Source organism: Aetokthonos hydrillicola CCALA 1050, from assembly GCF_017591665.1.
Taxonomy (GTDB): Bacteria; Cyanobacteriota; Cyanobacteriia; order Cyanobacteriales; family Nostocaceae; genus Aetokthonos; species Aetokthonos hydrillicola.
Map to the genome: position 1 here is coordinate 1 of NZ_JAAKGC010000078.1, position 23,030 is coordinate 23,030.

Below are 23,030 nucleotides of genomic sequence, written 5' to 3' on the forward strand. Positions count from 1 at the left end.
TCCAGAGCCAAAAAAATCAACCATGACGGAACCCTAAAGGGTTCAGCTAGCATTCATCCCTTGCCTGAAGTACGGAATACGGTGCTATGCACCTGTTCCTCAAGGGTTTTCTGCATTTTTCTTATAATCTGGTAGTGTGAGCATCTTGCTCACGTACTATGACAAGCGAGCTTTCCGGCTCGCACTAAAATCTAAATGACGAAACTGATTTACATTATATTAGGCACTAGACCCGAAGCGATTAAGCTAGCTCCGGTGATTCAGAAGTTTCAAGACTCGCAAGATTTTCAGTTGCAAGTTATCTTAACAGGACAACATCGTGAGATGGTTGAGCAAGTGATGCAGTTATTTAACTTGCAGGCAAACTCAGACTTGAAAATTATGCAGCCAAAGCAATCTTTAAGTGATATTACTTGCCGTAGCTTACAAGGTTTGGAAGAATTATTTGAAGAGAGCAAGCCAGATTTAGTGCTAGTCCAGGGAGATACAACAACAGCTTTTGCTGCAACATTAGCAGCGTTTTATCACAAAATTCCTGTTGGGCATGTAGAAGCGGGCTTAAGAACTAATGATTTATTCAATCCTTATCCAGAAGAAGCTAATCGCCGATTGATTTCTCAACTCACACAACTGCACTTTGCACCAACTCCCTTAGCTGTAGAAAACTTACAACGTTCTGGAGTTTTAGGTGAGATCCATCTTACAGGTAACACGGTGATTGACGCACTCCTAAGTGTGGCAGCAAGCGTTCCTAGCTGTCGTATACCGGGATTAGAGTGGGAAAAATACCGTGTAATGCTTGCGACAGTTCATCGCCGTGAAAATTGGGGACAGCCACTACAAGGGATTGCTGAGGGCTTTTTACAGATACTTGATAAGTTTCCTGATACAGCATTATTGTTACCATTGCACCGCAATCCTACTGTGCGGGAACCTTTGCAAAAACTTTTGGGTAATCATTCTCGGATTTTCTTAACAGAACCTTTAGATTATGGGGAATTGGTAGGTGCGATTATGCGATCGCATCTCCTACTCACTGACTCTGGAGGCTTGCAAGAAGAAGCACCTAGTCTAGGAAAACCCGTGCTAGTTCTGCGAGAAACTACTGAAAGACCAGAAGCTGTAGCTGCGGGTACAGCCAAACTTGTAGGAACAACACCAGAACAAATAGTTGCAACTACTGCTCAATTATTAAGTGATCCCAGCGCTTATGAAGCAATGGCAAATGCTATCAATCCCTTTGGGAATGGTCATGCAGCAGAACGAATCTTGCAAATTGTGCAAAATTATTTTCTCACTAATGGATAGCACCGCTGCGCGAAAGTCAAAAGTCAAAAGTCAAAAGTCAAAAGTATTATATATCAAGGCTTTTGCCTGTTTGAAATGGTTGCTTTATTTACGCCGCGCTGTAGTAGTATCTTTGGCTTAAAAAATTGAGCGATGCTTCTACGCCATCGAGGGTCGAGTTAAAATAAGGGAACTGTTAAAGATGATGTTAAACAATGTTTTGGGCTGATAAAATCGCTGCTGATGCAAAAGGGCACGAAATAGTTAATGATTCAAAGACTCCCTCTGGAAGAGTACACGTAGGATCACTGCGTGGTGTCATTATACATGACGTTATTTACCGTGCCTTGAAACACGCAGGTAAGCCCGTAAAGTTTTCGTATGGTGTTGACGACTACGACGCGCTCGATACCGTTCCTAAGTACCTAAACCAAGAAAAATTTGCTCCTTATCTTGGCTTTCCATTGTGTAATGTGCCTTCCCCAGACGATACAGCTAGTGATTATGCCAAATATTTCATAGGCGAATTTCTAGAAGTCTTTCAATATTTGGGGGTAAAACCAGAAGTTTACTATTTGCGCGATCTCTATCGCTCTGGGCAGCTTAACCACTATATTGATATTTTCCTCAAAAATGCTCACCTGGTTCGAGAAGCTTATAAAGAGGTGAGCAAAGCAGATCGCCCAAGTAACTGGTATCCGTTTCAAGTGATCTGCGAAAATTGTGGCAAAATAGCGACTACCTCTGTGACAGACTATAATGGCTCACAAGTCTTTTATACTTGCAAGCCGGATGCAACTAACTGGGTACAAGGTTGTGGTCATTCTGGTTGGGTTTCACCCTTTGATGGCAATGGTAAGCTGCCTTGGAAGGTAGAATGGGTTGCTAAATGGGATTTGTTGGGTGTAACCATCGAGATGGCGGGTAAGGATCATTCACAAAAAGGTGGTTCAAGAGATGTGGCAAATGCTATTTGTCGTAAAGTGTTAAAAAAACAACCGCCATTTCATTCTCCTTATGAGTTCATCCTCGTAAATGGAACTAAAATGAGTTCTTCTAAGGGTGTTGGTTCCAGTGCAAAAGAAATTGCTGAGCTACTACCCCCTGAGTTATTACGCTTTTTGATGCTACGGACTCAACCCCGTTCAGTTATCAACTTTGCCCCAAATTACGAAACCATCACTCGTCTTTTCCGAGACTACGATACTTTGATTGAAAAGTATGAAGCTAACGTAGAAGCTAAATCTGGAAATTCAGAATTGAGTGAGGATTTTATGCCTCTATTCTACGCGCAGCTAGGAGATGAGATCAAAACTTATAATCCTTTTGATTTTAGTACCTTGATTTCCCTATTGCAAATTCCACACCTCGATATTAAAGAGGAAATAGAGAAGCGGAGTGCTAAGCCTCTAACTGAGTTCGATTGGGAAATTATAAATCAAAGGATAGCTTCTGCTAAAAAATGGCTACAAGATTATGCAGATGAGGAAGAAAAGTTAGTTATTTATCTTGACCAGACGCCAGCTAAAGCTAAAGAATTAACTGAACAACAGGTTTTGTACCTTGAAAAGTTAGCACAAAATTTGGACAAAGTTACAAACTGGAACAGTGAAGAACTTCAGACGACTCTTTTTAGTACTTCAAAAGAGTTAGAAATTCCACAGGCTAATGCTTTTAAAGCTGTGTACTTATCTTTTGTGGGTAAGGAACGTGGACCAAAAGCAGGTGCTTTACTTTCCTACTTGGATAAAACCTTTGTTCTTTCTAGGTTACAAAATGTAATTGAACTCAACATATCTAAATTTGATTTGGCTTCGGTAAAGGCAGAATCCTAGAAGTACGAAGCTAAGTTTCGCGATTGCTCGGCGCTGCGCTCAGCACTGAGCAATCGCTTCCCGCGCTGCGCTTTGCGTAATCGCACTTATTTAAAATAAACAAGAAAACACACAAAATAAACTTTTGTGAAACATATCAAACTATCTAAACCCAACGCATATTTTTTCCGTTATTTTAATAGAAGGCTGTAAAAACATGCGATCTATAGCGAAACAAATTTTAGTAGCTGCTAGTTTATCGGAGATCGGCTAGTTTATCTCCCGAATTTTCCTGGTAAAAACAGTGGAGACGAAGTGACTTTAATTACAGTTAAAATCTTGCTTGTTGATGACTGCCTGAAAGACCGAGAAATATATCGAAGCTACCTTTTAGACAATCAACAACAAAACTACAGGATTTTAGAGGCAGATACTGGGGAACAAGCACTCTTATTATGTCAGCAGGAACTTCCAGATGTCATTGTAACGGATTATCTGCTGCCAGATATTGATGCGCTAAAGTTTCTCAATAGTTTGAAAAGAGAGTTTTCTCAAACAAAACCTCCGGTGATCATACTAACAAATCGGGGAAATGAACGGATAGCAGTACAAGCAATGAAAAGTGGTGCTGCTGATTACCTAGTAAAAAAAAGTACAACAAAATTAAACTTCATAAAGTCTGTTGAAAATTTATTAGAAAAAACTCACCGGACTCGGCAGTTAGATAAGAGAATTCAAAATATTAGGGTTCTCAAACAAACTCAAGCAGCACTGCAAGAAGCTAACTCAGAGTTAGAAAAACGAGTGCAACACCGAACCAGTGAACTCCAAAAAACCAACCAGGAATTACGAAGAACCCTAGAAGAACTACAGGTTACTCAAGAGGAACTGCGCCAGCAAAATGAAGTACTGGCTATAAGCCGTCACGCTCTGCAACAAAAAAATGAACTCCTCCAGACTATTTTCGATCATGTCCCGGTAATGGTGGTGCTGCTCAACTCCAATGGGCGTATTCAATGGGCAAATCGTGAATGGGAAACGGTTCTCGGCTGGCGCGTTCAGGAGATCCAAGGGCGTGACATGGTACCAGAATTCTATCCTAATCCGCAATATCGCCGCTACGTCTTAGACTTTATCGCGGCGGGAGAGCGACAATGGGGCGAGTTTAAGACTCGCACGCGAGACGGTCGAATCATCGATACTACTTGGGCTAATATCCGCTTAACAGATGGTACTATTATTGGCATCGGACAAGACATTAGCGAGCGCAAACAGGCAGAACAAAAGCTACGCAGGAGTGAAGAACAGCGCAGGCTTGTTCTAGATTTGACCCACACTGGTTTTTGGGACTGGAATATCACTACAGGTGAAATAATCTGGAACGACAACCTTTATTATTTGCTGGGTTTAATACCGAACTCTGTTGAATCTGGCTATCAAACATGGCGCGATCGCGTCCATCCTGAAGATATTGACCAAGTTGAGCAGGCACTTAACCATGCTCTTGATCACCAAAAAGACTTTAAACTTGAATACCGGGTGATTTATCCCGATGGTAGCCATCACTGGTTAATGGCTAGGGGTCGAGGACTGTACGATGAGTCGGGTAAAGCAGTGCGGATGATCGGTATGCTGTTTGATATCACTGAGCGTAAATGCCGCGAAGCGAACGCTGCCTTCTTAGCCGAAATTGCTGAAGATTTATCGCGTCTGTCGTCTGCCGAGGATATTATGCACACGGTTGGCGCAAAAGTTGGTACTTATCTTGGCATTTCCGGGTGCTTTTTAGCTGAGATCAATGAGGTGGAAGATCAGGCTATTGTTGAATACACTTGGCATACGGCAGGTACACTAGACTTAATGGGCGTTCATCGGCTCTCCGACTTTATTAATGATGAATTTCAGCGAGCAGCACGTTCTGGGGAAACTGTAATCATCCGCAACACTCAAACCGATCCACGCACCAACAAGGATCGCTACGCTGCTTTACAGATTTATGCTTATGTAACCGTTCCTTTTCATCGCGACGGTGAATGGAAATATCTGTTCACGGTTCATGATTCCGTCGCTCGTGATTGGAGCGAAAGCGAAATCGAGTTAATTGGCGAAGTCACAAATCGAACTTTCCCTCGTCTTGAACGTGCCCGCGCTGAAGCTGCAGTGGCTCAAGACTTGAAAGATACGCAACTGTTGCGCGATCTCAGTACACGGCTGATCTCCGAAGACAACATTCAGGTACTTTACGACGAGATTGTAACGGCTGCCATCGTGCTAATGAAGGCGGATGCTGGTTGTTTCCAGATTCTGGATGAAGTCACACAAGAACTCGTGATACTTGCATCACAGAACTTAGACTGCACTATGATCGAACATTTCGCTCGGGTTGACACTAGTTTCAACATATCCTGTGGCATTGCCCTGGCAACGGGTGAGCGATCATTCATTCATTTCGACGTCCCAGAAAGCGAGGATCCAAAGGGCTATCTGCGAATATTTGTCAAAACCGGGTACTTTTGTGCCCAGTCAACACCGCTGATCTCTCGCTCGGGCAAACTGATCGGTATGGTTTCAACTCACTGGCGCAACCACCACAGACTAAGCGATCGCGAACTGCGTTTTCTGGATTTGCTAGCACGTCAAGCTGCTGACTTGATAGAACAGCGACAAGCCGACCTTGAAATCCGCAGATTTGTGTCTCTGGCTGATAACAGTACCGAATTTATCGGTATGTGTGATATGAATTTTCAGCCGTTCTATCTCAACCCAGCAGGTATGCAACTCATCGGACTCGATGAGAGCCAGTATAGAAAAGTATCAGTCAGAGAATGTTTCTTTCCTGAAGATCAAGACTTTATCATCAATGAATTTTTCTCCCGTGTTTTCCGAGAGGGACGGGCGGAAGTGGAAATTCGTTTCCGTCATTTCAAGACGGGGCAAGCATTATGGATGCTTTACAGTGTTTTTTGTATCAAAGACAAAAACGATGGGTTAATTGGGCTGGCAACCGTCAGCCGCAATATTACTGAGAGCAAACTTGCACAAGAGAAAATCCAAGAACAGGCTGCTTTGCTTGATGTTGCTACAGAAGCGATTTTTGTTTGCGATTTAGGATATCACATATTATACTGGAACCCCGGTGCTGAGCGTATGTATGGTTGGCAAGGAGCAGAAGTGCTTCGTAAAGACTGTCGCCAACTTTTATATAAAGAAATATCACCATCTGTACAAGAAGCCCTCACAACTGTTATTGAGCAAGGGGAATGGCAGGGTGAACTCAATAAAATCACAAAATTTGGTCAAGAAATAATCGTCTCTAGCCACTGGACGCTAATGCGTGATGCTATGGGACGGCCAAAATCTTTCTTCGCCGTTGATACTAACATTACTGAGAAAAAACAACTTGAAGCTCAGTTTTACCGGGCACAACGGTTAGAGAGTTTGGGAACCCTGGCAAGCGGAATTGCTCACGATTTGAATAACATATTGACACCTATTCTAGCAGTTGCTCAACTACTACCACTGAAACTTCCTGATCTCAATGAGCAAAATCGGCAACTACTGAAAATCTTAGAAGATAATTCTAAACGCGGTGCTCAACTGGTCAGGCAAATTCTGTCGTTTGCGCGGGGTGAGCAAGGAAAGCGGATTCCCCTACAACTAAAATCTCTACTTAAGGAATTTGAGCAGGTAATCAAAAGCACATTTCCCAAATCAATTGAAATCTCTACTAAGATAGCAACGCCAAATCTTTGGACTGTCTTGGCAGATCCCACCCAAATCCATCAGGTGTTGATGAACTTGTGTGTTAATGCTCGTGATGCTATGCCTGATGGGGGAACCCTGAGTATTTCTGCGCATAATTTCCACGCTGATGAAAATTATGCCAGGATGAATCTAGAGGCTAAAGAAGGTGACTATGTGGTGGTTACCGTGTCGGATACAGGATGCGGTATGTCACAAGAGGTTCAGGAGCGAATTTTTGAACCCTTTTTCACGACCAAAGAACCAGGTAAAGGCACAGGATTAGGACTTTCAACTATTATTGGTATCATCAAAAACCACGGTGGTTTTGTCAACGTGTCTAGCGAGGTAGGAAAAGGTAGCCAATTTCAGGTGTTCTTAAGCGCTATTGAGACATCAGTATCACCAGAATCTAATGAATTACAAATGTCCTCAGGAAACGGGGAATTAATTCTGGTTGTGGATGATGAAGCATTTGTGAGAGATCTTGTCAAGGCCTCTTTAGAAGAGTGCAATTATAAAGTTCTGATTGCCAAGGATAGTATTGACGCTTTCTCACTCTATGTTCAACACACAAATGAAATCAGCCTGGTGTTAATGGATATACAAATGCCTTCGATAGATGGATTCAAAGCTATTCGTGTTCTACAACAAATCAATCCAAAAGTCAAAATTATTGCCATGAGTGGACTCACCTCTAATCGTGACCTTTTAAAGGTTAGTAGTATTTCTGTGCGAGCATTTTTACCCAAGCCCTACACAATTAAGGAATTATTGGACACCATGAAAGGTGTCTTAGATTCCCCGTAAAGCCTTGCTACAAAGCGAAGAACAAATATCAGTATATTAGTGACTTTCATAAAGCCCGACGAAAATTAAGAGAAAACTCGGAAGCAGAAGTTACGAAAGGGTAGTTAAATTACAGGCATTGCTAGATACCAATACTTTGAACACGTGCTATTTAAGCTTGCCTCAAGCCTTTTCCTGCTCCCTTATGTACTTGCAAAATAATCTAGAATTTAGGCTGTTCTTAGAGCATACACCCAGCGCGGTTGCCATGTTTGATCGCGAAATGCGCTACTTAGCAGCCAGTCGCAGGTGGTTATGTGACTACAATTTACAGCAGGAAAACTTGATTGGTTGCTGTCATTACGAGATATTTCCTGAATCGGCAGAGAAATGGAAGGCTATTCATCACCGTTGTTTGGCTGGTTCAACAGAAAGTGGTGAGGCTGATAGTTTTGTCCAAATTAATGGTTCTGTAGAGTGGGTGAAATGGGAGAGCCGCCCTTGGTACGATTATAATGGGGAGATTGGCGGTACTGTCTTTTTCTGTGAGGTGATTACAGAACGCAAGCGTACCGAAGAGGCATTAAGAGCAAGTGAGGCACGGTTTCAAAAGCTTGCTGCTAATGTGCCAGGAATGATTTACCAATTTGTAGTGCATCCTAATGGCAGTCAATCTTTTTCTTATGTCAGTGCTGGTTGTCATGAATTGTTTGAATTAGAACCAGAGGAGATTCAGCAAAATATCAACTCCCTTTTTAAACTCTTTCATCCAGAGGATCTCTCGGAGTTTAAGGAGTCAATATTGGTGTCAAATAAGACTTTAGAACCGCACAACTACCAGTATCGTATCATCACCCCTTCAGGTAGACTGAAGTGGGTACAAGCTCAATCCCGACCAGAAAAGCAATTTAACGGCGATCTTGTCTGGGATGGTGTCATGTTGGATATAACTGCTCGTAAGCAATCAGAAGCCCAATATAGAGAATTAGCACTGCGGGAACAGTTACTTAATAGGCTAGCTAGTCAAATTCGTAACTCCCTTGATTTGGATACAGTTGTGGAAACAGCAATCAAGGAAATTCAGCAGTTATTGCAAATTGATTGCTGTAGCTTCTGTTGGTATAAACCAGATATGGAATCACCTACCTGGGAAGCAATTAAGGAAGCAAAAAATCCCAATTGCCGTAGCGTACTTGGTTGCTATCCTGCTAGTGTAGTTGGACCAGTGACTGAAAATCTTTTGAGGCAAGAAATAGTTCGTGTAGATAATGTAGCAACTTTTAATGAGCCAATTCATCGACAGTTGTTAGAATATATAGGATACCAATCGGAAATTGCACTGCCGATTAAAACTCTTTCTGGTGAGATTGGTGTGATCGTTTGTGGTCACTGTAGTAACCCTCGTCCGTGGACTGATAGTGAAGTAGAATTGCTGCAAGCAGTGGTTGATCAGCTTGCGATCGCCATTAACCAAGCGGAACTTTATGCTCAAACTCACCAAACCGCGATCGCAGCCAAAAAACAAGCCCAGCAACTTGAACAAGCATTAGAAGAACTCAAAACAACGCAAAGCCAGTTAGTACAAAGTGAAAAAATGTCCAGTTTAGGACAGCTAGTTGCTGGTGTAGCTCATGAAATTAACAACCCTGTAAACTTTATTTATGGCAACTTAGCTCATGCTAGAGGTTACACCGAGGATATTTTAAACTTACTTAAACTTTATCAGCAAGCATATCCTCAACCCACAGAGGAAATTAGAGAAGAAGTTGACGCCATAGATCTAGATTTCTTAGTTTCAGATTTACCAAAACTACTGTCTTCTATGAAAGTAGGGGCTGATCGTATTCGCTTAATTGTTCGCTCATTGCGCAGCTTCTCTCGCCACGACGAAGCTGAGATGAAAGCAGTAGATATTCATGAGGGAATCGACAGTACACTCATGATTCTGCAACATCGCCTTAAAACCAAACAGGATAATCCCCAAATAGAAGTTATTAAAAACTATGGCAATTTACCACTAGTCGAGTGCTATGCGGGACAGCTTAACCAAGTGTTTATGAATTTACTTGCTAATGCTATTGATGCTTTAGAAGACTGTTTTTCCTCTAATGATCTGCACAAAATCAAAGATAATGAAAAAATTGCTCATCCCTTAATTCAGATTTCCACTGAAGTTTTAGAAACTGATAAAATTGCGATTCGTATTGCTGATAATGGACCAGGAATACCTCTGGACGTAAAAAAACGCTTATTTGACCCATTTTTTACCACTAAACCAATTGGTGTTGGTACAGGTTTGGGTTTATCTATTAGTTATCAGATTATTGTAGAAAAACACAACGGTCAATTATACTGCTTTAGCGAAGTTGGGCAAGGCACAGAATTTGTTATTGAAATTCCAGCGTGTCATTCTGGCAATACATAAGTGTTGTACCAATTCTGTAAAACAAAACAACAAATACTGTAGGGGCTATCATGAATAAACAGCAACTACTAAAACTGCTAATTGGTGATTTTACTTGGCTGCGGTTGGTTAAATCTATAATCTTTATCTATATCTTTTTTGCTGGATTTGTGTATTTCCGGGCAGATAGCATGATTTTTTTGCCCCCACCTTCTAGCTATCAGGATAATACAAGAATTTTTCAGCTAACAAGTGGAGGGCATACCAAAATATCAGCCACATACTTATCCAACAATCAAGCTAAGTATACTATTCTTTATTCTCATGGAAATTCCGAAGATTTAGGAAACATAAGTCACATATTAGAAGAATTACATGCATGGGGTTTTAGTGTCTTTGCTTACGATTATCGTGGTTACGGTACCAGTGAAGGTACACCGACAGAAAAGGGAGCATATGAAGATATTGATACGGCTTACAATTATTTGACTCAAAATTTAAAAATCCCCTCCCAAAAAATTATAGTCTTGGGGCGTTCAGTTGGTGGTGGTTCTGCGGTAAATTTAGCGATGCGCAAACCCGTAGGTGGGTTAATTATTGAGAGTTCATTTACTTCGGCTTTTGAAGTGATAATACCTTTTCGGATTTTACCTTTTGATAAATTTCCCAATCTCGCAAGTATAAAAAAAATCAAATGTCCAATATTGGTGATTCATGGAAAAGCAGATAGTATTATTCCTTTTATTCATGGAGAAAAATTGTTTAGTTCTGCAATATCCCCAAAACTTCATTTGTGGGTTGAACAAGCAAATCATAACGATTTATTTTCAGTATCGCAACAAAAGTACCATCAAACTTTGCTTGAGTTTACTAACCTTGTCAATACAAATCTGCAGTTATCGCTTCCCCATAACTAACACAAATGAGAACGGCTATATACAACCTGGTAGTAACCAAACAATCAAATACCGTCCCGATGATCAACGACGGTGACGGGGGATTGGCTGTTACTTTGAGAATGACTAACGCCAAAGGGATTATAAATATCAAACTCCTGAATCCCAGAACTTCTTAAAGTGTCTTCAGCATGACGGAGTTCTTGCTCTGAGCCATCTACTATTACTAGATAATCACCCGTGGAAACTCGCTGATTATAGACTGTAGCTCGTTCTTCGGGAATTCCTAAACTTGTCAATGCACCTAATAAACTGCCAATACCTGCACCAGCAACCGCAGTCGCTACAGTTGTAGCAACTTCACCCACCAACAATATTGGAGCTAATCCAGGAATCGTCAAAGTCCCTAACCCGACAATTAAACCAGTAATACCTCCCATTGCCGCACCCTTAATTGCCGCACCAGCAGCTTTTTCGCTAAGATGCTCCTGCATTTCAACCCCAGCAATATCACCTTCACGTTCAGCATCTTTGGCTACCACAGAAACCTGACTCATATTAAAACCAGCATCTCTAAGTTTAGTGAGTGCATTTTCAGCTTCTGTGCGACTCGAAAAAACACCAAAAGCGCGCTTGTGTTCGTTTGAAGGTTTACTAAAAGTCATTTTTATTCCTTTATCAAATACTAATTATGCGTTACTATTGTTTTGCCTTATTTTCATTTACTTCCCATCGTCCCTAAGTTTAGAATGTTAGTCTGTCAACAGATGGGTTGATGCCAAGGCAGGGGAAATTGCTGCTCTATTGTTCGGTTCTACGGCTTTCACTAGCACACAAATGGCTATAACCTCATAATAAGTAGTGAAGGGCTTGCCCAAATCGCTGTTCGTTGCTCTTCAAACAAGGGGTGAAATGCCTGTGTACAAATCAATCTTGTCTAGTCTGAGGGAAATTTTAGCCGATAATCCATCGACCATAGTCGAAAGTTCATGTGCAAAAGCAGAATGGCAATGGCATATGAGTGTAGCAGCCACAGAACAGCTGCTATTAAATTCTTTATTAGCGGCTTCACCTGATGCCAAACAAGGGTTAGTCTTAGCTTCACCCGTCCCCGTCTTCAGCGATTGTAGGCTTTCTCAAAGCTTGCAGACTGTAACTTTTACTTCCCAGCCATTTAACCCTTTGGCACTCATGCCGTCTGTAAGTTGTGGGGATGAAATTACGCCTCATAACTCAGTCATACCTTTGCTGAGTGCAGATCCTTTGGTAAGGGAGCAGTTTTGCCTGGTTTTTACAAAAAAATTTAGTTTAGTGCTGGTGTTGGCGGAAGACAATCATGGTGAAAAGACATTTTCATTTTCTTTTGAGCCTGAGATACTCCAGCAAGTATGGCAAGCCTTAGGATCACGGGTTATTCTGAGTAACCCAGATTTGTTTATCCAGATAGATGAACTGGTACAGAAGTATTTTTTAGTGCCACCAGATTACCGCATTGTGATGCAATTTAGTCAGTTATTACTGGCTCAATTGCCAGAACCAGTAATGGATAAGGAGACGTCAACCCAACATTATCCCCACACGGAACCATCTTCTCCAAAAGTCACCGCAAATCATCCTTCATCCTCTCTGCGTCATGATGTAGAGTTGCTTTTAGCGTTTGCTCATGAGGTTCGTACTCCTCTGACAACTATTCGTACCAGAACTCGTCTGTTACTGAAAAAGTGTAAAGACTTGCCTGCTAACGTGATTAAGCATTTGGAAGTTATTGATCACGAGTGTACTGAGCAAATTGATCGAATGGAGCTGCTGTTTAAAGCGGCAGAATTAGAAACATCTCCCTCTATGAAATCTACCGGCGCTCAACTTACTGCGATGTCTCTAGATCAAGTATTGCAGGAGAGTATTCCTCGTTGGCAACAAGCAGCAAATCGGCGTAATTTAACTTTAAATGTTGTTTTGCCTCAACACGTACCAACAGTAGTAAGTAATCCAACTATGTTGGATAGTGTTCTTACTGGGTTAATGGAGAATTTTACTCGCAGTTTGCCTCCAGGTAGCCATATTGAGGTAAAAATTATTCCTGCTGGTGATCAACTAAAGTTTCAATTATTACCCCAACCTCAACCTCAAACGCAAAATAATAGCATTACTACCGCACTTTCATGTCAGCCGCCTATTCGTAAGGCAATTGGTCAATTACTAACTTTTCAACCAGAAACGGGTACGATTAGTCTTAACTTAGCTGCTACTAAGCATCTGTTTCAAGCAATTGGTGGCAAATTGATTGTACGCGAACGTCCACAGCATGGAGAAGTATTAACGATTTTTCTCCCCTTGAAAGAGTAAGAGTAAGAGGGAGTAGGGAGTAGGGAGCAGAGGAGCAGGGGATAGAAAGTGTGTAATTAATTCTGTGTGAGTACTTAAAAAATGCTTGTTGAAAGGCTTTAGAATAAAGTGAGTAAATACAAGCGGGTAATGCAGTAATACTGCAAGTTTTTTTAAGATGGCAATGGATTCTCAAATACAGACAGACGAATCTTTGGAAACCACTGACGACATAAATGTTGCAGAGTCATCCAAACTTACAGATGAGCAGTATCGCAAAAAGATGCAGCGCCGCAAGGAAGTACAAGATCAGCGAGTCGCTCAAGCGTTGCCAGAAAAAGGGTTAATAATTGTTAATACAGGTAATGGCAAGGGTAAAACAACCGCAGCTTTAGGGATGGTTTTGCGATCGCTTGGTCATGGGTATAAAGTCGCAATTATCCAATTTATTAAAGGCTCATGGGAACCGGCTGAAAAACAAGCTTTTAGTTTTTGGTCTGACCAGCTAGAATTTCATGCTATGGGTGAAGGCTTTACATGGGAGACACAAGATCGCGATCGCGATATTGAAAACGCGATCGCGGCTTGGCGAAAAGGATTAGAATACATCCGCAACCCAGACTTCAAGCTGGTAGTGTTAGACGAAATTAACATTGCTATGAAACTCGGTTACTTACGAGTTGAAGAAATTTTAGCTGGATTAGAGCATAAGCCAGCAGATAGTCATGTTATTCTTACTGGTCGAGGTGCACCCACTGCATTAATCCAACGTGCTGACTTAGTAACAGAAATGACTTTAGTTAAGCATCCCTTCCGCGATCAAGGTGTTAAAGCACAGCCAGGAATTGAGTATTGAGAAGAGGGAGCAGCCCTTTTGGGGAAGTCACTCATGAGCCAGTGCGTTGGGCGGCTCTGCCGACTTGAAGCACCTGGCGTTCAAAAGTCAAAAGTCAAAAATTAGGAGCAGGGGATTGTGGGTTTCTAACCATGTAGATTGGCTTTACACATGTTGAGGATTTCGTGGTCTTTAGCACTAACCGAATTTAACTGATAATAGTCTTGCAGTGCTACAGAGTGACTATAGGTAGTTGGCTGATCCTCATCAAGACGAGGTATTGTGTTGTTGGTAGCTACCTGAGTCAAACTTGAATCCCCAGCAAAGCCTTTGACTGTCATAGCTAGCTGTCCCGAAGGATTTACTGTGCCGTAAAAACAATTAAATTCGGAGCCAGGAATGTACAATGCACCAACTACGTTACGTTGTTGCTTCTCAAATACAATATATCCTTGCCCCATTTGACCAGGTTGTGAGGATTGACCATAAAGGTAAACACCGTTTTTCTGGGGAAAATTTCCTTTTGGTGCTACTATTCCTCGTGTTGTAGCTACTTGAGATTTAGTGATTGGCTGATTAGAATCTCGTTGTAACCAGGTGTAGGCTGGTTCTTGATGACTCAAGTTTAGTGATGGCTTCGAGAAAGGAAGCGATCGCGCAATTGCCTTTTGAGTAGAAGCAAGTCGTTTACGAAGACGAGCTTGTTTCTCGTTAGATTCTAAGCCAAATGGTTTGTGGAGATAGGCTTGTTTGAGATTAGAGTGCGAGTTAAGAGCGTTACGTAGGCGTGCTTCCTTGTTGATAGATTCTGTGTTAAAGGAAGGGTTTCGCTGTAACCAAGTGTAGGTTTGATTATCCGAACCTGAGACTGCGAGGGTACGTAAGTATTCCATCTGAGTACTTAGTACTGGTTTTGCACGATAGGCAAATACACCGCCAAGCATGAGAAGTAAGCCAAGTAGGGGAATTCTCAACTGACGAAGGGGAAGTAACTTTTTATTAGAGTTCACCCAATTTCTCCTGTTAAAAAATATCTGTATTTTCCACTACTTACTTAAACCGTACCTAAGTTTTGATGGACAAAGGCTCAGTCAAAGGGTTGATTTATATTTCCCTAACAAATACTCTGAAAAAAAATAAAATTTTGGTTGATTTTTCAGAGTTATCTTAGAGTACCACTAGTTAGGCTACTGATGTAAAACTAACTTTTTGGCCATATTAGGTCGTTGTGAGGACAAATGAAACAATTTCTCTTCAAAACCTAACTTTTCTGTTTTTTATCTCTCGAAAGTTTAATTTTTTTCCATTCGTCTGATACATATACTCAAAATATCATCCATCATTCGTATAATTTGTGGCGATCTGAAATGATTCATAAAATATCATAAACTGCTTTTTTTGCAGGAATTATAAGAATTTTCACGAATCAAATAAGATTGCTAAAGAAAATTACAAAAGAAAGTCTCTCAATTCCGGACAAGGATTCTGAAATTATCGTTGCGAAATAAATAAAAAAATCGCCCCCTGGATCCAGGAGGCTGATTACCTTAGTTCTATTAACGGCGTAAGCTTAGCTTCATTAGAACTAGCTAGCAACGTACTCTTTGACATTTGAGCGGCGACGACGTAAATGTGCAAGGGCTTGATGCTCTAGCTGACGGACACGTTCACGACTGAGATTTAGTCTTTCACCCACTTTTGCCAAAGACATTTCGTTACCATCCTCTAAACCAAAGCGCAGTGCTAAAACTTCTCGTTGTTGAGGAGTCAGTTCAGAGAGTAAGTTATTTAAGTCTTGGCGCAAGAATTCTTGAGTCATATAATGCTCAGGGGATGGTCCTTCATCTTCAAGCATTTCCTGTAACTCAGTATCTTGGTTATCGCCAACTTTCACATCTAATGAGACTGGCTGGCGCGCCATGTTTAGATACTCGCGAATTTGTGCGGGTTCTAGCTCAAGCTCCTTGGCAATCTCGCCGGGAGAAGGCGATCGCCCTAGCTGCTGGGCAAGTTCCCTCTGCACTTTTTTGATTTTGTTGAGCTTCTCAGTAATATGGATAGGTAAGCGGATAGTACGACCTTGCTGAGCAATTGCTCTGGTAATTGCTTGACGAATCCACCAGTAGGCATAGGTTGAGAACTTATAACCTCTTGTAGGGTCAAACTTCTCCACACCCCTTTCTAATCCTAAAGTTCCCTCTTGGATTAGATCCAGGAACTCCATGTTCCGCTTCTGGTACTTTTTAGCAATAGCGACGACTAAGCGTAAATTCGCTTCAATCATCTTTTGCTTAGCTCGTTTACCTTGGTGTACTGTTTGTTTTACCTCGGTTTCAGATTGGCGAACATGAGCAGCCCACTCTTGTAAGGAGGGTTCGCGACGCAATTTTTTGGTCAAAGCTTCTTTAGCTTCTATCAATGTCATCATTTGCTGCACCTGCTTGCCGTATACAATCTCTTGTTCACGGGTTAGCAGGGGTACACGACCAATCTCGCGCAGATAGGTTCGCACCATATCAGCCGTGAATTTGGTGTTGGTAGTTTCAGTTTGGGTTTTAACAGTAGGCATTGGTGCGTTGTCCTTTACTCCGGAAACACAATTAAAATTTAATCACTCTTAACAGATTGGGAAAGGGAGCAAATACATGGCTGAATCTAGGAACTACCAAAGACAGTTGATTATACAGAACCTGTCCTGACGATAAGGCTCTTAGATAGGTTCCCTTTCCCTACCTAAGCTTGTTAGGAGAACACTTACTTGCGGGGGTTCTTCCCGCTCTGGCAAAGTCTCCCTTTTATTAAAAATTTCTGGGTTCTTTGCAAGAATTCTTTTTCCTCGTCCCTGCCAGCTACAGTTTTAATATGAAGTCGGTATGAGTTTTACTTTTTTAATATTAGGACAGATTAAGCAAATAGTAAAGCACTTGGGATAAATCTTTCTATTATAGTGTAAGATATGTTTTTTGTAAAAACACAGTAAATTTTTCTTTCACACCCTTATATATATAGTGACTCCTAAACCCCCCTATTAGTCTTCTGCCAATAGCCAGATAACCGAACTGATCGTGTTACAATTTTGGGTGGATGTCACCCCTGCGGGGAATTCAAAATTCAAAATTCGAAATTCAGGGGGAGGCAGGGGAAGAATTAAACTAAGTCCCCAGTACCCATGCCCCATGCCCCATGCCAGTTTAAGTATAAAAAGTCTTGAATTATTCATGTTCCTTTGGAAATATACCAAGTAGTAGATGAAGCAAAGTACACTAGAAGGAATATCTGCCTCTTTGGTGCAACTCGCTGTATGTCTTTCAAAATAGATCGTGGACTGTTTAAATATGATGTTATAGACCATCATGCGATATTGTGTGTTCCCCTTGATGCGGATGTAAAGGAGATACGCAAACGCTATCTGAAAATTGCCCGCCTTCTGCACCCTGATACTAGTGGAATTTCAAGATCGACAGAAAAACAGTTAGCAACTGAATTGTTATCGAAGCTGGTTAACCCAGCTTATGAAAAACTCTCTCAAGAAAAAAAACGGGCTGAATACATTACAATTCTGTCCCATATAGGCAAACGTTTAGCGCATGAGTCTGGCTCGGTAGAACTGACTACCGATATTGCCAAACAATTATTGACTGTATCTGTACCTAATGTAGAGTATTCTTATAGAGCAGCGATCGCTAAAATTGCTGAAACTCAATACAACTCTTTAGAAGAAGCAGTGCCAGTGATTGCCCAAATCAGTGAACTCAATTTAGTTTACTTAATGCGTGGTGTTGACCAATTATTTGCAGCACCACTAACGATTCCTCAACTGCAACCAACTTCCACACATAACCCAGCAGATACACCACAATCAGAGGATTCAGGACAACCCAAGGAAGAGTCGGCTGTGGTTCAGTATATGCGTCGGGCTCAAGAGTTTATGGCAAAAAATCAATTAACTCAAGCTAGGGTAGAGCTGCAAGATGCTTTGAAGCTAGAGCCAAATAACAGTCGTTGTCATAGCTTGATTGGAGTGGTTTATTTCAAGCAAAATCAAATAACGATGGCAAAAGTTCACTTTGAGCGTACTCTACAATTAGATCCCAATGACCGTACAGCGTTGGCGGGAAAAAGTAAAATTGAACAGCTTATAGAACAAAATAAGACTGGCGTTAAGTCAACAGTAACCCAAAATACTGGGGCTAAGCAACAAGATAAAGATAAATCTGGAGGTGGCGGTTTGTTCGGTGGTTTGTTTGGTGGGAAGAGAAAGTAATGGCTTATCAACCAGCAACAGGAGCTAGAGATTTACTACCCGTAGATGTGGCTCAAAAACACTGGATCGAAGATAGGTTACAGCAAGTCTTCGAGCGTTGGGGATATCACAGAATTATCACCTCAACCCTGGAACGTATGGATACACTGATGGCGGGAGGCGCAATTGAGCGCACAGCCGTGCTTCAATTACAAAACTTTGAAGATGAAGAACTAGGACTACGTCCAGAACTAACAGCTTCTATTGCTCGTACTGCTGTAACCCGTATGGCAGGCACTACGTATCCACAACGTTTATACTACAATGCTAATGTTTTCCAGCGTACACGAGAGTTTAGGCAAAATTACCAGCATGAATTATATCAAGCTGGGGTGGAATTACTAGGTAGTAGTGGAGTTCTAGCTGATGCAGAAGTGCTTTTGTTAGTTGCTGATTGTTTACAAGCACTCTCGTTGGAAAATTGGCATTTGATTTTAGGGGATGCGGGAATCACTCGATCGCTCTTAAAAGCCTTTCCCGAAAATTTACGACAAACAGTCACAAGCGCGATCGCTCATCTTGATCGCATCACTATAGACTCGTTACCTTTAAGTGATGAACTCATCGAACGTGCCAGAATAATTTTAGATTTACGAGGAAAACCAAGTGATGTATTCCAAAAAGTCTCTAATTTAGGTTTAGAGGAGTCGCTTGAAGAGGTAACAAAACTAAAATCTCTGGTAGAACTGATTAAATCTAGAGCCGATTTGCCGCTAATTCTTGATCTTAGTCTCATTCAAACTATAGACTATTACAGTGGAATAGTGTTTGAAGTTGTTAATTCTAATGATGGTCAACCACGAGTTTTAGGCCGAGGTGGTCGCTACGATGAACTGTTAGGGCTATATCACCCCCAAAAAGAGAACATTCCAGGGATAGGCTTTTCACTATTCATCGAAGATTTATACCAAGTTCTCTTGTTTAATGGGCAATTACCCCAAACAACTCCAGCTAGCGACTGGTTAATTGTACCAGAAACACCAGATGCTAACGCCGCAGCCTTTGCTTACGCAGCAAAACTGAGACAGTCTAATAATCTAGTAAGGGTAGAAATGGATCTGGGAGGACGAGACACAAACGCAATCCGACAATATGCAAGCGATCGTAGTATTGGTCAAATTGCTTGGATCAAAGCCGATGGTTCCCCAATAATTGAATCCTTAGATAGGGAATAGGAAAATCCTCTTAATATTATTTATTGTTAGCTTATAAGAAAGTAGGCTGAAAACCCTGTGGCTTTAGCCCAGAGGACGCCCTTCTCCTGTCGGAGACGCTACGCGCGACGCGCAGCCATGCCCGCAGGGGTACGGGTGACGCTCCTACGTCGCTAGCGCTGCGCTAACGCCAGTCACCTACGGAGGGAAACCAGGAGTTCAGAACTGGCTCATGAAAGCTACGGCGCAGGCTTAAGCCTGCCTAAAAACATTTTAGCTTTCCACTTAACGTTAGCTAAATATCGGTTACACTAGAGGTGGAGGTGATAAAAATGTTTACCCTGACTTACGAATTCAAGCTTAAACCCACTGCAAAACAAGTAGCCATATTTGAAGAGTGGCTAGAAATTAACCGCAAAGTTTATAACTATGCACTAGCAGAACGTAAAGACTGGTTTAAGTCTCGTAGCTGTCAGGTAAACGCTTGCTCACTTCGAGGTGAATATATTATTCCCGCTAACGCCCCACGTCCAACCTACAACAGCCAAGCAAAAGGCTTGACGGACGCAAAGAAGAAGTACCCAGAACTCAAAAAGGTACACTCTCAGGTTCTACAGCAAACGCTCAAACGACTTGAGAACGCTTTTGTGTCTATGTGGGAAAACAATCACGGTTTTCCTAGATTTAAAAAAGCTGGGTCAATGCGGTCTTTTGTGTTTCCACAATTATCCGAGAAAGATTTATCCCACAACAAAGTGAACCTTTCTAAGATTGGATGGGTTGATTTTAGAGTGTCTAGGGAAATCCCAGAAGGCGGAAAGCTAAAGCAGGCTAGGATTGTTAAGCGTGTTTCTGGCTGGTATGTGATGTTAACCCTGCAATGGGATGTATCCGTACCTCAATCGTTGCCACATGGGGAATTTATCGGGGTTGATGTTGGACTAACAAACTTTATTGCCACCTCTAGCGGGTTGAGCGTCAAGCGTCCTAAATTTTTCGTGGATCTTCAACGCCAGCTTAAATTGCTGCAACAACGAGTGAACCGTAAAAAGTTAGGGTCAAACAATCGGCGCAAAGCTCAAACAAAGGTGGCGAAATTGCATGAACATATCGCAAATTCAAGAAAGGATTTTCACTGGAAAATAGCACACCAATTGTGTGACCAAGCACAAACAATATTTGTTGAGGATTTAAACCTCGTTGGGTTGTCTAGAGCAATGTTAGGAAAACATTGTTTAGATGCTGGCTGGGGTCAATTCTTCCAAATATTAGAGCAGTGCTGCTTTAAGCGTGGGGTATACTTCCAGAAGATTGACGCTAAAAAGACGTCTCAGATCTGCCCTAATTGTGGAACTGAAACAGGAAAAAAAGAGTTGTCAGAGCGTGTTCATGCTTGCTTTGATTGCGGCTACACAACTGATAGAGATGTTGCAGCTGCTCAAGTCGTCCTCATGAGAGGGTGTGCAGCCGTAGGGCATACGGTTAAGATGCTTGCTGAGGGTAAATTCATTGGAATCCCTGCGAAGCAAGAATCCACCGGCTTTTAGCCGGTGGGAGTGTCAAGAACATAAATACCAGAGGGGAACTATGGCGCACACAATTGTAACTGATGTTTGTGAAGGCGTAGCCGACTGCGTAGACGCTTGTCCAGTAGCCTGCATTCATGAAGGACCAGGAAAAAACGTCAAGGGTACAGGTTGGTACTGGATTGATTTTTCTACTTGCATCGACTGTGGCATATGTTTTCAAGTTTGTCCAGTAGAAGGGGCGATCGTTCAAGAAGAAAGACCAGATTTACAAAAAACACCATAATAGGGCATGGGGCATAGGGCAATGGGCATAGGGTAATCGGTAATGGGTATTGGGCATTGGATAATGGGCAATCAGTAATGGGTAATAATAAAGCAAAAAATGTAATTAATTCTGTCTAAGAAATTAAAATACCCTATATGCCCCATGCCCTATGCCCATTGCCCCATGCCCATTGCCCCTTACCCCCAAACCCTATTTAATTTATGTTATTAGAAGTAAAAAATGTTTGTGCTGGATACATAAAAGATGTAGATATTCTGCAAGGTATAAATTTTCAGGTGGAACAGGGAGAATTGGTGACAGTGATTGGTCCCAATGGCGCTGGAAAATCAACCTTAGCAAAAACCATTTTTGGTCTTTTGACCCCTCACACAGGCACAATCACCTTTAAAGGTGAGAATATAACTGGGTTAAAGTCAAACCAAATTGTTCAACGAGGGATGAGCTATGTACCACAAATTTCCAACGTCTTCCCATCTCTCAGTATAGAAGAAAACCTGGAAATGGGCGCGTTTGTCCGTAACGTTCAGCTAAAACCGCTCAAAGATAAAATATTTACTATGTTCCCTAGACTTGCTGAACGACGTCGCCAACGTGCCGGAACTCTTTCAGGTGGTGAACGCCAAATGTTAGCCATGGGCAAAGCTTTAATGTTAGAACCTAACTTATTGCTTTTGGATGAACCTTCGGCAGCTTTATCTCCTATCCTTGTAACACAAGTTTTTGAGCAAATTAAACAAATAAACTTGGGGGGTACAGCAATCGTACTCGTTGAACAAAATGCCCGTAAGGCTCTAGAAATGGCTCATCGTGGTTACGTCCTTGAGTCTGGACGTGATGCTATTTGTGGTCCTGGTTTAGAATTGTTAAATGACCCCAAAGTAGGGGAATTATACCTGGGAGCAGGCAAGCAGGGAGCTCTTAGCAGGGAGCAGGGAGCAGGGGGAGAATTATGACTCCTTATCTAACTATTTTTCTGTCTTTAGACATGGGGAGTATCAATCTTAAACTACTGTCGGAACACATACAAACAATGACCCAGCATGCCGAAAGTACTTATCCGGAGGAGTGCTGTGGTATAATATTTGGGCATATGGGTAATGAAGGCAAAACTGTTGTAAAAGTAATGCCAACAGATAATGCTTGGAGTACACAAGCAGGTGATTTCTCGCAGGATGACCAGAATTATAGTGAAAGGCGAAGATATGCTATTGCCCCCGAAGTTATGTTAAAAGCACAAAAAGAAGCACGCGATTCTGGTGTTAACATAATTGGAATTTATCACTCCCATCCTGATTACCCAGCAACGCCCTCAGAATTTGACCGCGTGTACGCATGGCAAGAATACTCTTATATTATTGTTTCCGTCCAAAACGGTAAAACTGCTGATATTAAAAGCTGGTGTCTTGATAACAACCACGAGTTTCAAGAAGAAAAAATTCAACAAGGAGTCAGAATTCAGAATTCAGAAGTCAGAATCAATCCTACCCTTGAATTAGACACCAAGGAGAACTAGATTGAAGACACTGTCTAGACTGTAGGGATTTAAACCCCCTTTAGTTATCCACCATTAGCACAGAGTTCATTCTGACTCCTGACTCCTGACTCCTGAATTCTTTTAATTAAGAATTGTAAAGCACTAACACCTAACAATTAACAACTTCCCCAAC

General features: G+C 41.7%; 16 protein-coding genes. 13 read left to right on the forward strand and 3 right to left on the reverse strand.

Translation table 11 applies throughout. The annotated features are described in order from the left end of the window. Window positions 1-195 precede the first annotated feature (195 nt). From wecB to G4P69_RS27685, 5 genes are all read left to right on the forward strand, one after another. Window positions 196-1,308: a non-hydrolyzing UDP-N-acetylglucosamine 2-epimerase gene (gene wecB, locus G4P69_RS27665; RefSeq protein ID WP_208352591.1), complete on the forward strand. Its 1,113-nt coding sequence runs from the start codon at window positions 196-198 to the stop codon at window positions 1,306-1,308. A gap of 194 nt (window positions 1,309-1,502) precedes the next feature. Next, window positions 1,503-3,122 (forward strand): lysine--tRNA ligase, encoded by a 1,620-nt coding sequence (gene lysS, locus G4P69_RS27670; RefSeq protein ID WP_208352593.1) that lies wholly within the window; start codon window positions 1,503-1,505, stop codon window positions 3,120-3,122. Window positions 3,123-3,416: 294 nt separating this feature from the next. After that, window positions 3,417-7,652, forward strand: a complete 4,236-nt coding sequence (locus tag G4P69_RS27675; protein WP_310834274.1) for a PAS domain S-box protein — start codon at window positions 3,417-3,419, stop codon at window positions 7,650-7,652. A 247-nt stretch (window positions 7,653-7,899) separates the two neighbouring features. After that, window positions 7,900-10,056 (forward strand): ATP-binding protein, encoded by a 2,157-nt coding sequence (locus tag G4P69_RS27680; RefSeq protein ID WP_243903079.1) that lies wholly within the window; start codon window positions 7,900-7,902, stop codon window positions 10,054-10,056. A 50-nt stretch (window positions 10,057-10,106) separates the two neighbouring features. Then, window positions 10,107-10,952 (forward strand): alpha/beta hydrolase, encoded by an 846-nt coding sequence (locus tag G4P69_RS27685; RefSeq protein WP_208342581.1) that lies wholly within the window; start codon window positions 10,107-10,109, stop codon window positions 10,950-10,952. Window positions 10,953-10,996: 44 nt separating this feature from the next. Here G4P69_RS27685 and G4P69_RS27690 read toward each other — a convergent pair whose 3' ends face one another. Beyond that, window positions 10,997-11,596 carry a general stress protein gene (locus tag G4P69_RS27690; RefSeq protein ID WP_208342580.1) on the reverse strand — a complete coding sequence of 200 codons (600 nt, stop codon included), beginning with the start codon at window positions 11,594-11,596 and terminating at the stop codon, window positions 10,997-10,999. A 253-nt stretch (window positions 11,597-11,849) separates the two neighbouring features. On the opposite strand from G4P69_RS27690, the gene G4P69_RS27695 reads away from it, so the two are divergent. Both G4P69_RS27695 and cobO read left to right on the forward strand, forming a co-directional pair. Beyond that, window positions 11,850-13,277: a sensor histidine kinase gene (locus G4P69_RS27695; RefSeq protein WP_208342579.1), complete on the forward strand. Its 1,428-nt coding sequence runs from the start codon at window positions 11,850-11,852 to the stop codon at window positions 13,275-13,277. 163 nt (window positions 13,278-13,440) lie between these two features. Continuing rightward, complete coding sequence (cobO, locus tag G4P69_RS27700; protein ID WP_390693229.1) at window positions 13,441-14,112, forward strand: cob(I)yrinic acid a,c-diamide adenosyltransferase; 672 nt, start codon at window positions 13,441-13,443, stop codon at window positions 14,110-14,112. Window positions 14,113-14,237: 125 nt separating this feature from the next. Here the strand turns inward: cobO and G4P69_RS27705 are convergent, their stop codons facing one another. Both G4P69_RS27705 and G4P69_RS27710 read right to left on the reverse strand, forming a co-directional pair. Then, entirely contained in the window at window positions 14,238-15,101 is an 864-nt protein-coding gene (locus tag G4P69_RS27705) for a hypothetical protein (protein WP_208342574.1), read from the reverse strand. A gap of 575 nt (window positions 15,102-15,676) precedes the next feature. Beyond that, on the reverse strand, window positions 15,677-16,660 hold the full coding sequence (locus G4P69_RS27710; protein ID WP_208342573.1) for an RNA polymerase sigma factor, RpoD/SigA family: 984 nt from the start codon (window positions 16,658-16,660) through the stop codon (window positions 15,677-15,679). 732 nt (window positions 16,661-17,392) lie between these two features. On the opposite strand from G4P69_RS27710, the gene G4P69_RS27715 reads away from it, so the two are divergent. The 6 genes from G4P69_RS27715 to G4P69_RS27740 all read left to right on the forward strand — a co-directional run bounded on the left by G4P69_RS27715 (window position 17,393) and on the right by G4P69_RS27740 (window position 22,876). Continuing rightward, window positions 17,393-18,355: a J domain-containing protein gene (locus G4P69_RS27715; RefSeq protein ID WP_208342572.1), complete on the forward strand. Its 963-nt coding sequence runs from the start codon at window positions 17,393-17,395 to the stop codon at window positions 18,353-18,355. Continuing rightward, window positions 18,355-19,569, forward strand: coding sequence for an ATP phosphoribosyltransferase regulatory subunit (locus G4P69_RS27720; RefSeq protein WP_208342571.1), 1,215 nt, complete (start codon window positions 18,355-18,357; stop codon window positions 19,567-19,569). Before G4P69_RS27715 ends, G4P69_RS27720 begins: the two co-directional genes overlap by 1 nt. A gap of 311 nt (window positions 19,570-19,880) precedes the next feature. Continuing rightward, on the forward strand, window positions 19,881-21,095 hold the full coding sequence (locus tag G4P69_RS27725; protein ID WP_208342569.1) for an RNA-guided endonuclease InsQ/TnpB family protein: 1,215 nt from the start codon (window positions 19,881-19,883) through the stop codon (window positions 21,093-21,095). Between the two features lie 40 nt (window positions 21,096-21,135). Next, the gene (locus G4P69_RS27730; RefSeq protein ID WP_208342568.1) at window positions 21,136-21,360 is read left to right on the forward strand and encodes an indolepyruvate ferredoxin oxidoreductase subunit alpha; all 225 of its coding nucleotides are present in this window, start codon (window positions 21,136-21,138) and stop codon (window positions 21,358-21,360) included. A gap of 203 nt (window positions 21,361-21,563) precedes the next feature. Continuing rightward, entirely contained in the window at window positions 21,564-22,316 is a 753-nt protein-coding gene (locus tag G4P69_RS27735; protein WP_208342567.1) for an ABC transporter ATP-binding protein, read from the forward strand. A gap of 32 nt (window positions 22,317-22,348) precedes the next feature. After that, complete coding sequence (locus G4P69_RS27740; protein WP_208342583.1) at window positions 22,349-22,876, forward strand: Mov34/MPN/PAD-1 family protein; 528 nt, start codon at window positions 22,349-22,351, stop codon at window positions 22,874-22,876. Window positions 22,877-23,030: the final 154 nt, after the last annotated feature.

What these genes read in the sequence shown, in the direction of transcription:
- wecB (WP_208352591.1), top strand. Translation starts at nt 196, where the DNA reads ATGACGAAACTGATTTACATTATATTAGGCACTAGACCCGAAGCGATT.
- lysS (WP_208352593.1), top strand. Translation starts at nt 1,503, where the DNA reads ATGTTTTGGGCTGATAAAATCGCTGCTGATGCAAAAGGGCACGAAATA.
- G4P69_RS27680 (WP_243903079.1), top strand. Translation starts at nt 7,900, where the DNA reads ATGTTTGATCGCGAAATGCGCTACTTAGCAGCCAGTCGCAGGTGGTTA.
- G4P69_RS27685 (WP_208342581.1), top strand. Translation starts at nt 10,107, where the DNA reads ATGAATAAACAGCAACTACTAAAACTGCTAATTGGTGATTTTACTTGG.
- G4P69_RS27690 (WP_208342580.1), bottom strand. Translation starts at nt 11,596, where the DNA reads ATGACTTTTAGTAAACCTTCAAACGAACACAAGCGCGCTTTTGGTGTT.
- cobO (WP_390693229.1), top strand. Translation starts at nt 13,441, where the DNA reads ATGGATTCTCAAATACAGACAGACGAATCTTTGGAAACCACTGACGAC.
- G4P69_RS27710 (WP_208342573.1), bottom strand. Translation starts at nt 16,660, where the DNA reads ATGCCTACTGTTAAAACCCAAACTGAAACTACCAACACCAAATTCACG.
- G4P69_RS27715 (WP_208342572.1), top strand. Translation starts at nt 17,393, where the DNA reads ATGTCTTTCAAAATAGATCGTGGACTGTTTAAATATGATGTTATAGAC.
- G4P69_RS27720 (WP_208342571.1), top strand. Translation starts at nt 18,355, where the DNA reads ATGGCTTATCAACCAGCAACAGGAGCTAGAGATTTACTACCCGTAGAT.
- G4P69_RS27725 (WP_208342569.1), top strand. Translation starts at nt 19,881, where the DNA reads ATGTTTACCCTGACTTACGAATTCAAGCTTAAACCCACTGCAAAACAA.
- G4P69_RS27730 (WP_208342568.1), top strand. Translation starts at nt 21,136, where the DNA reads ATGGCGCACACAATTGTAACTGATGTTTGTGAAGGCGTAGCCGACTGC.
- G4P69_RS27735 (WP_208342567.1), top strand. Translation starts at nt 21,564, where the DNA reads ATGTTATTAGAAGTAAAAAATGTTTGTGCTGGATACATAAAAGATGTA.
- G4P69_RS27740 (WP_208342583.1), top strand. Translation starts at nt 22,349, where the DNA reads ATGGGGAGTATCAATCTTAAACTACTGTCGGAACACATACAAACAATG.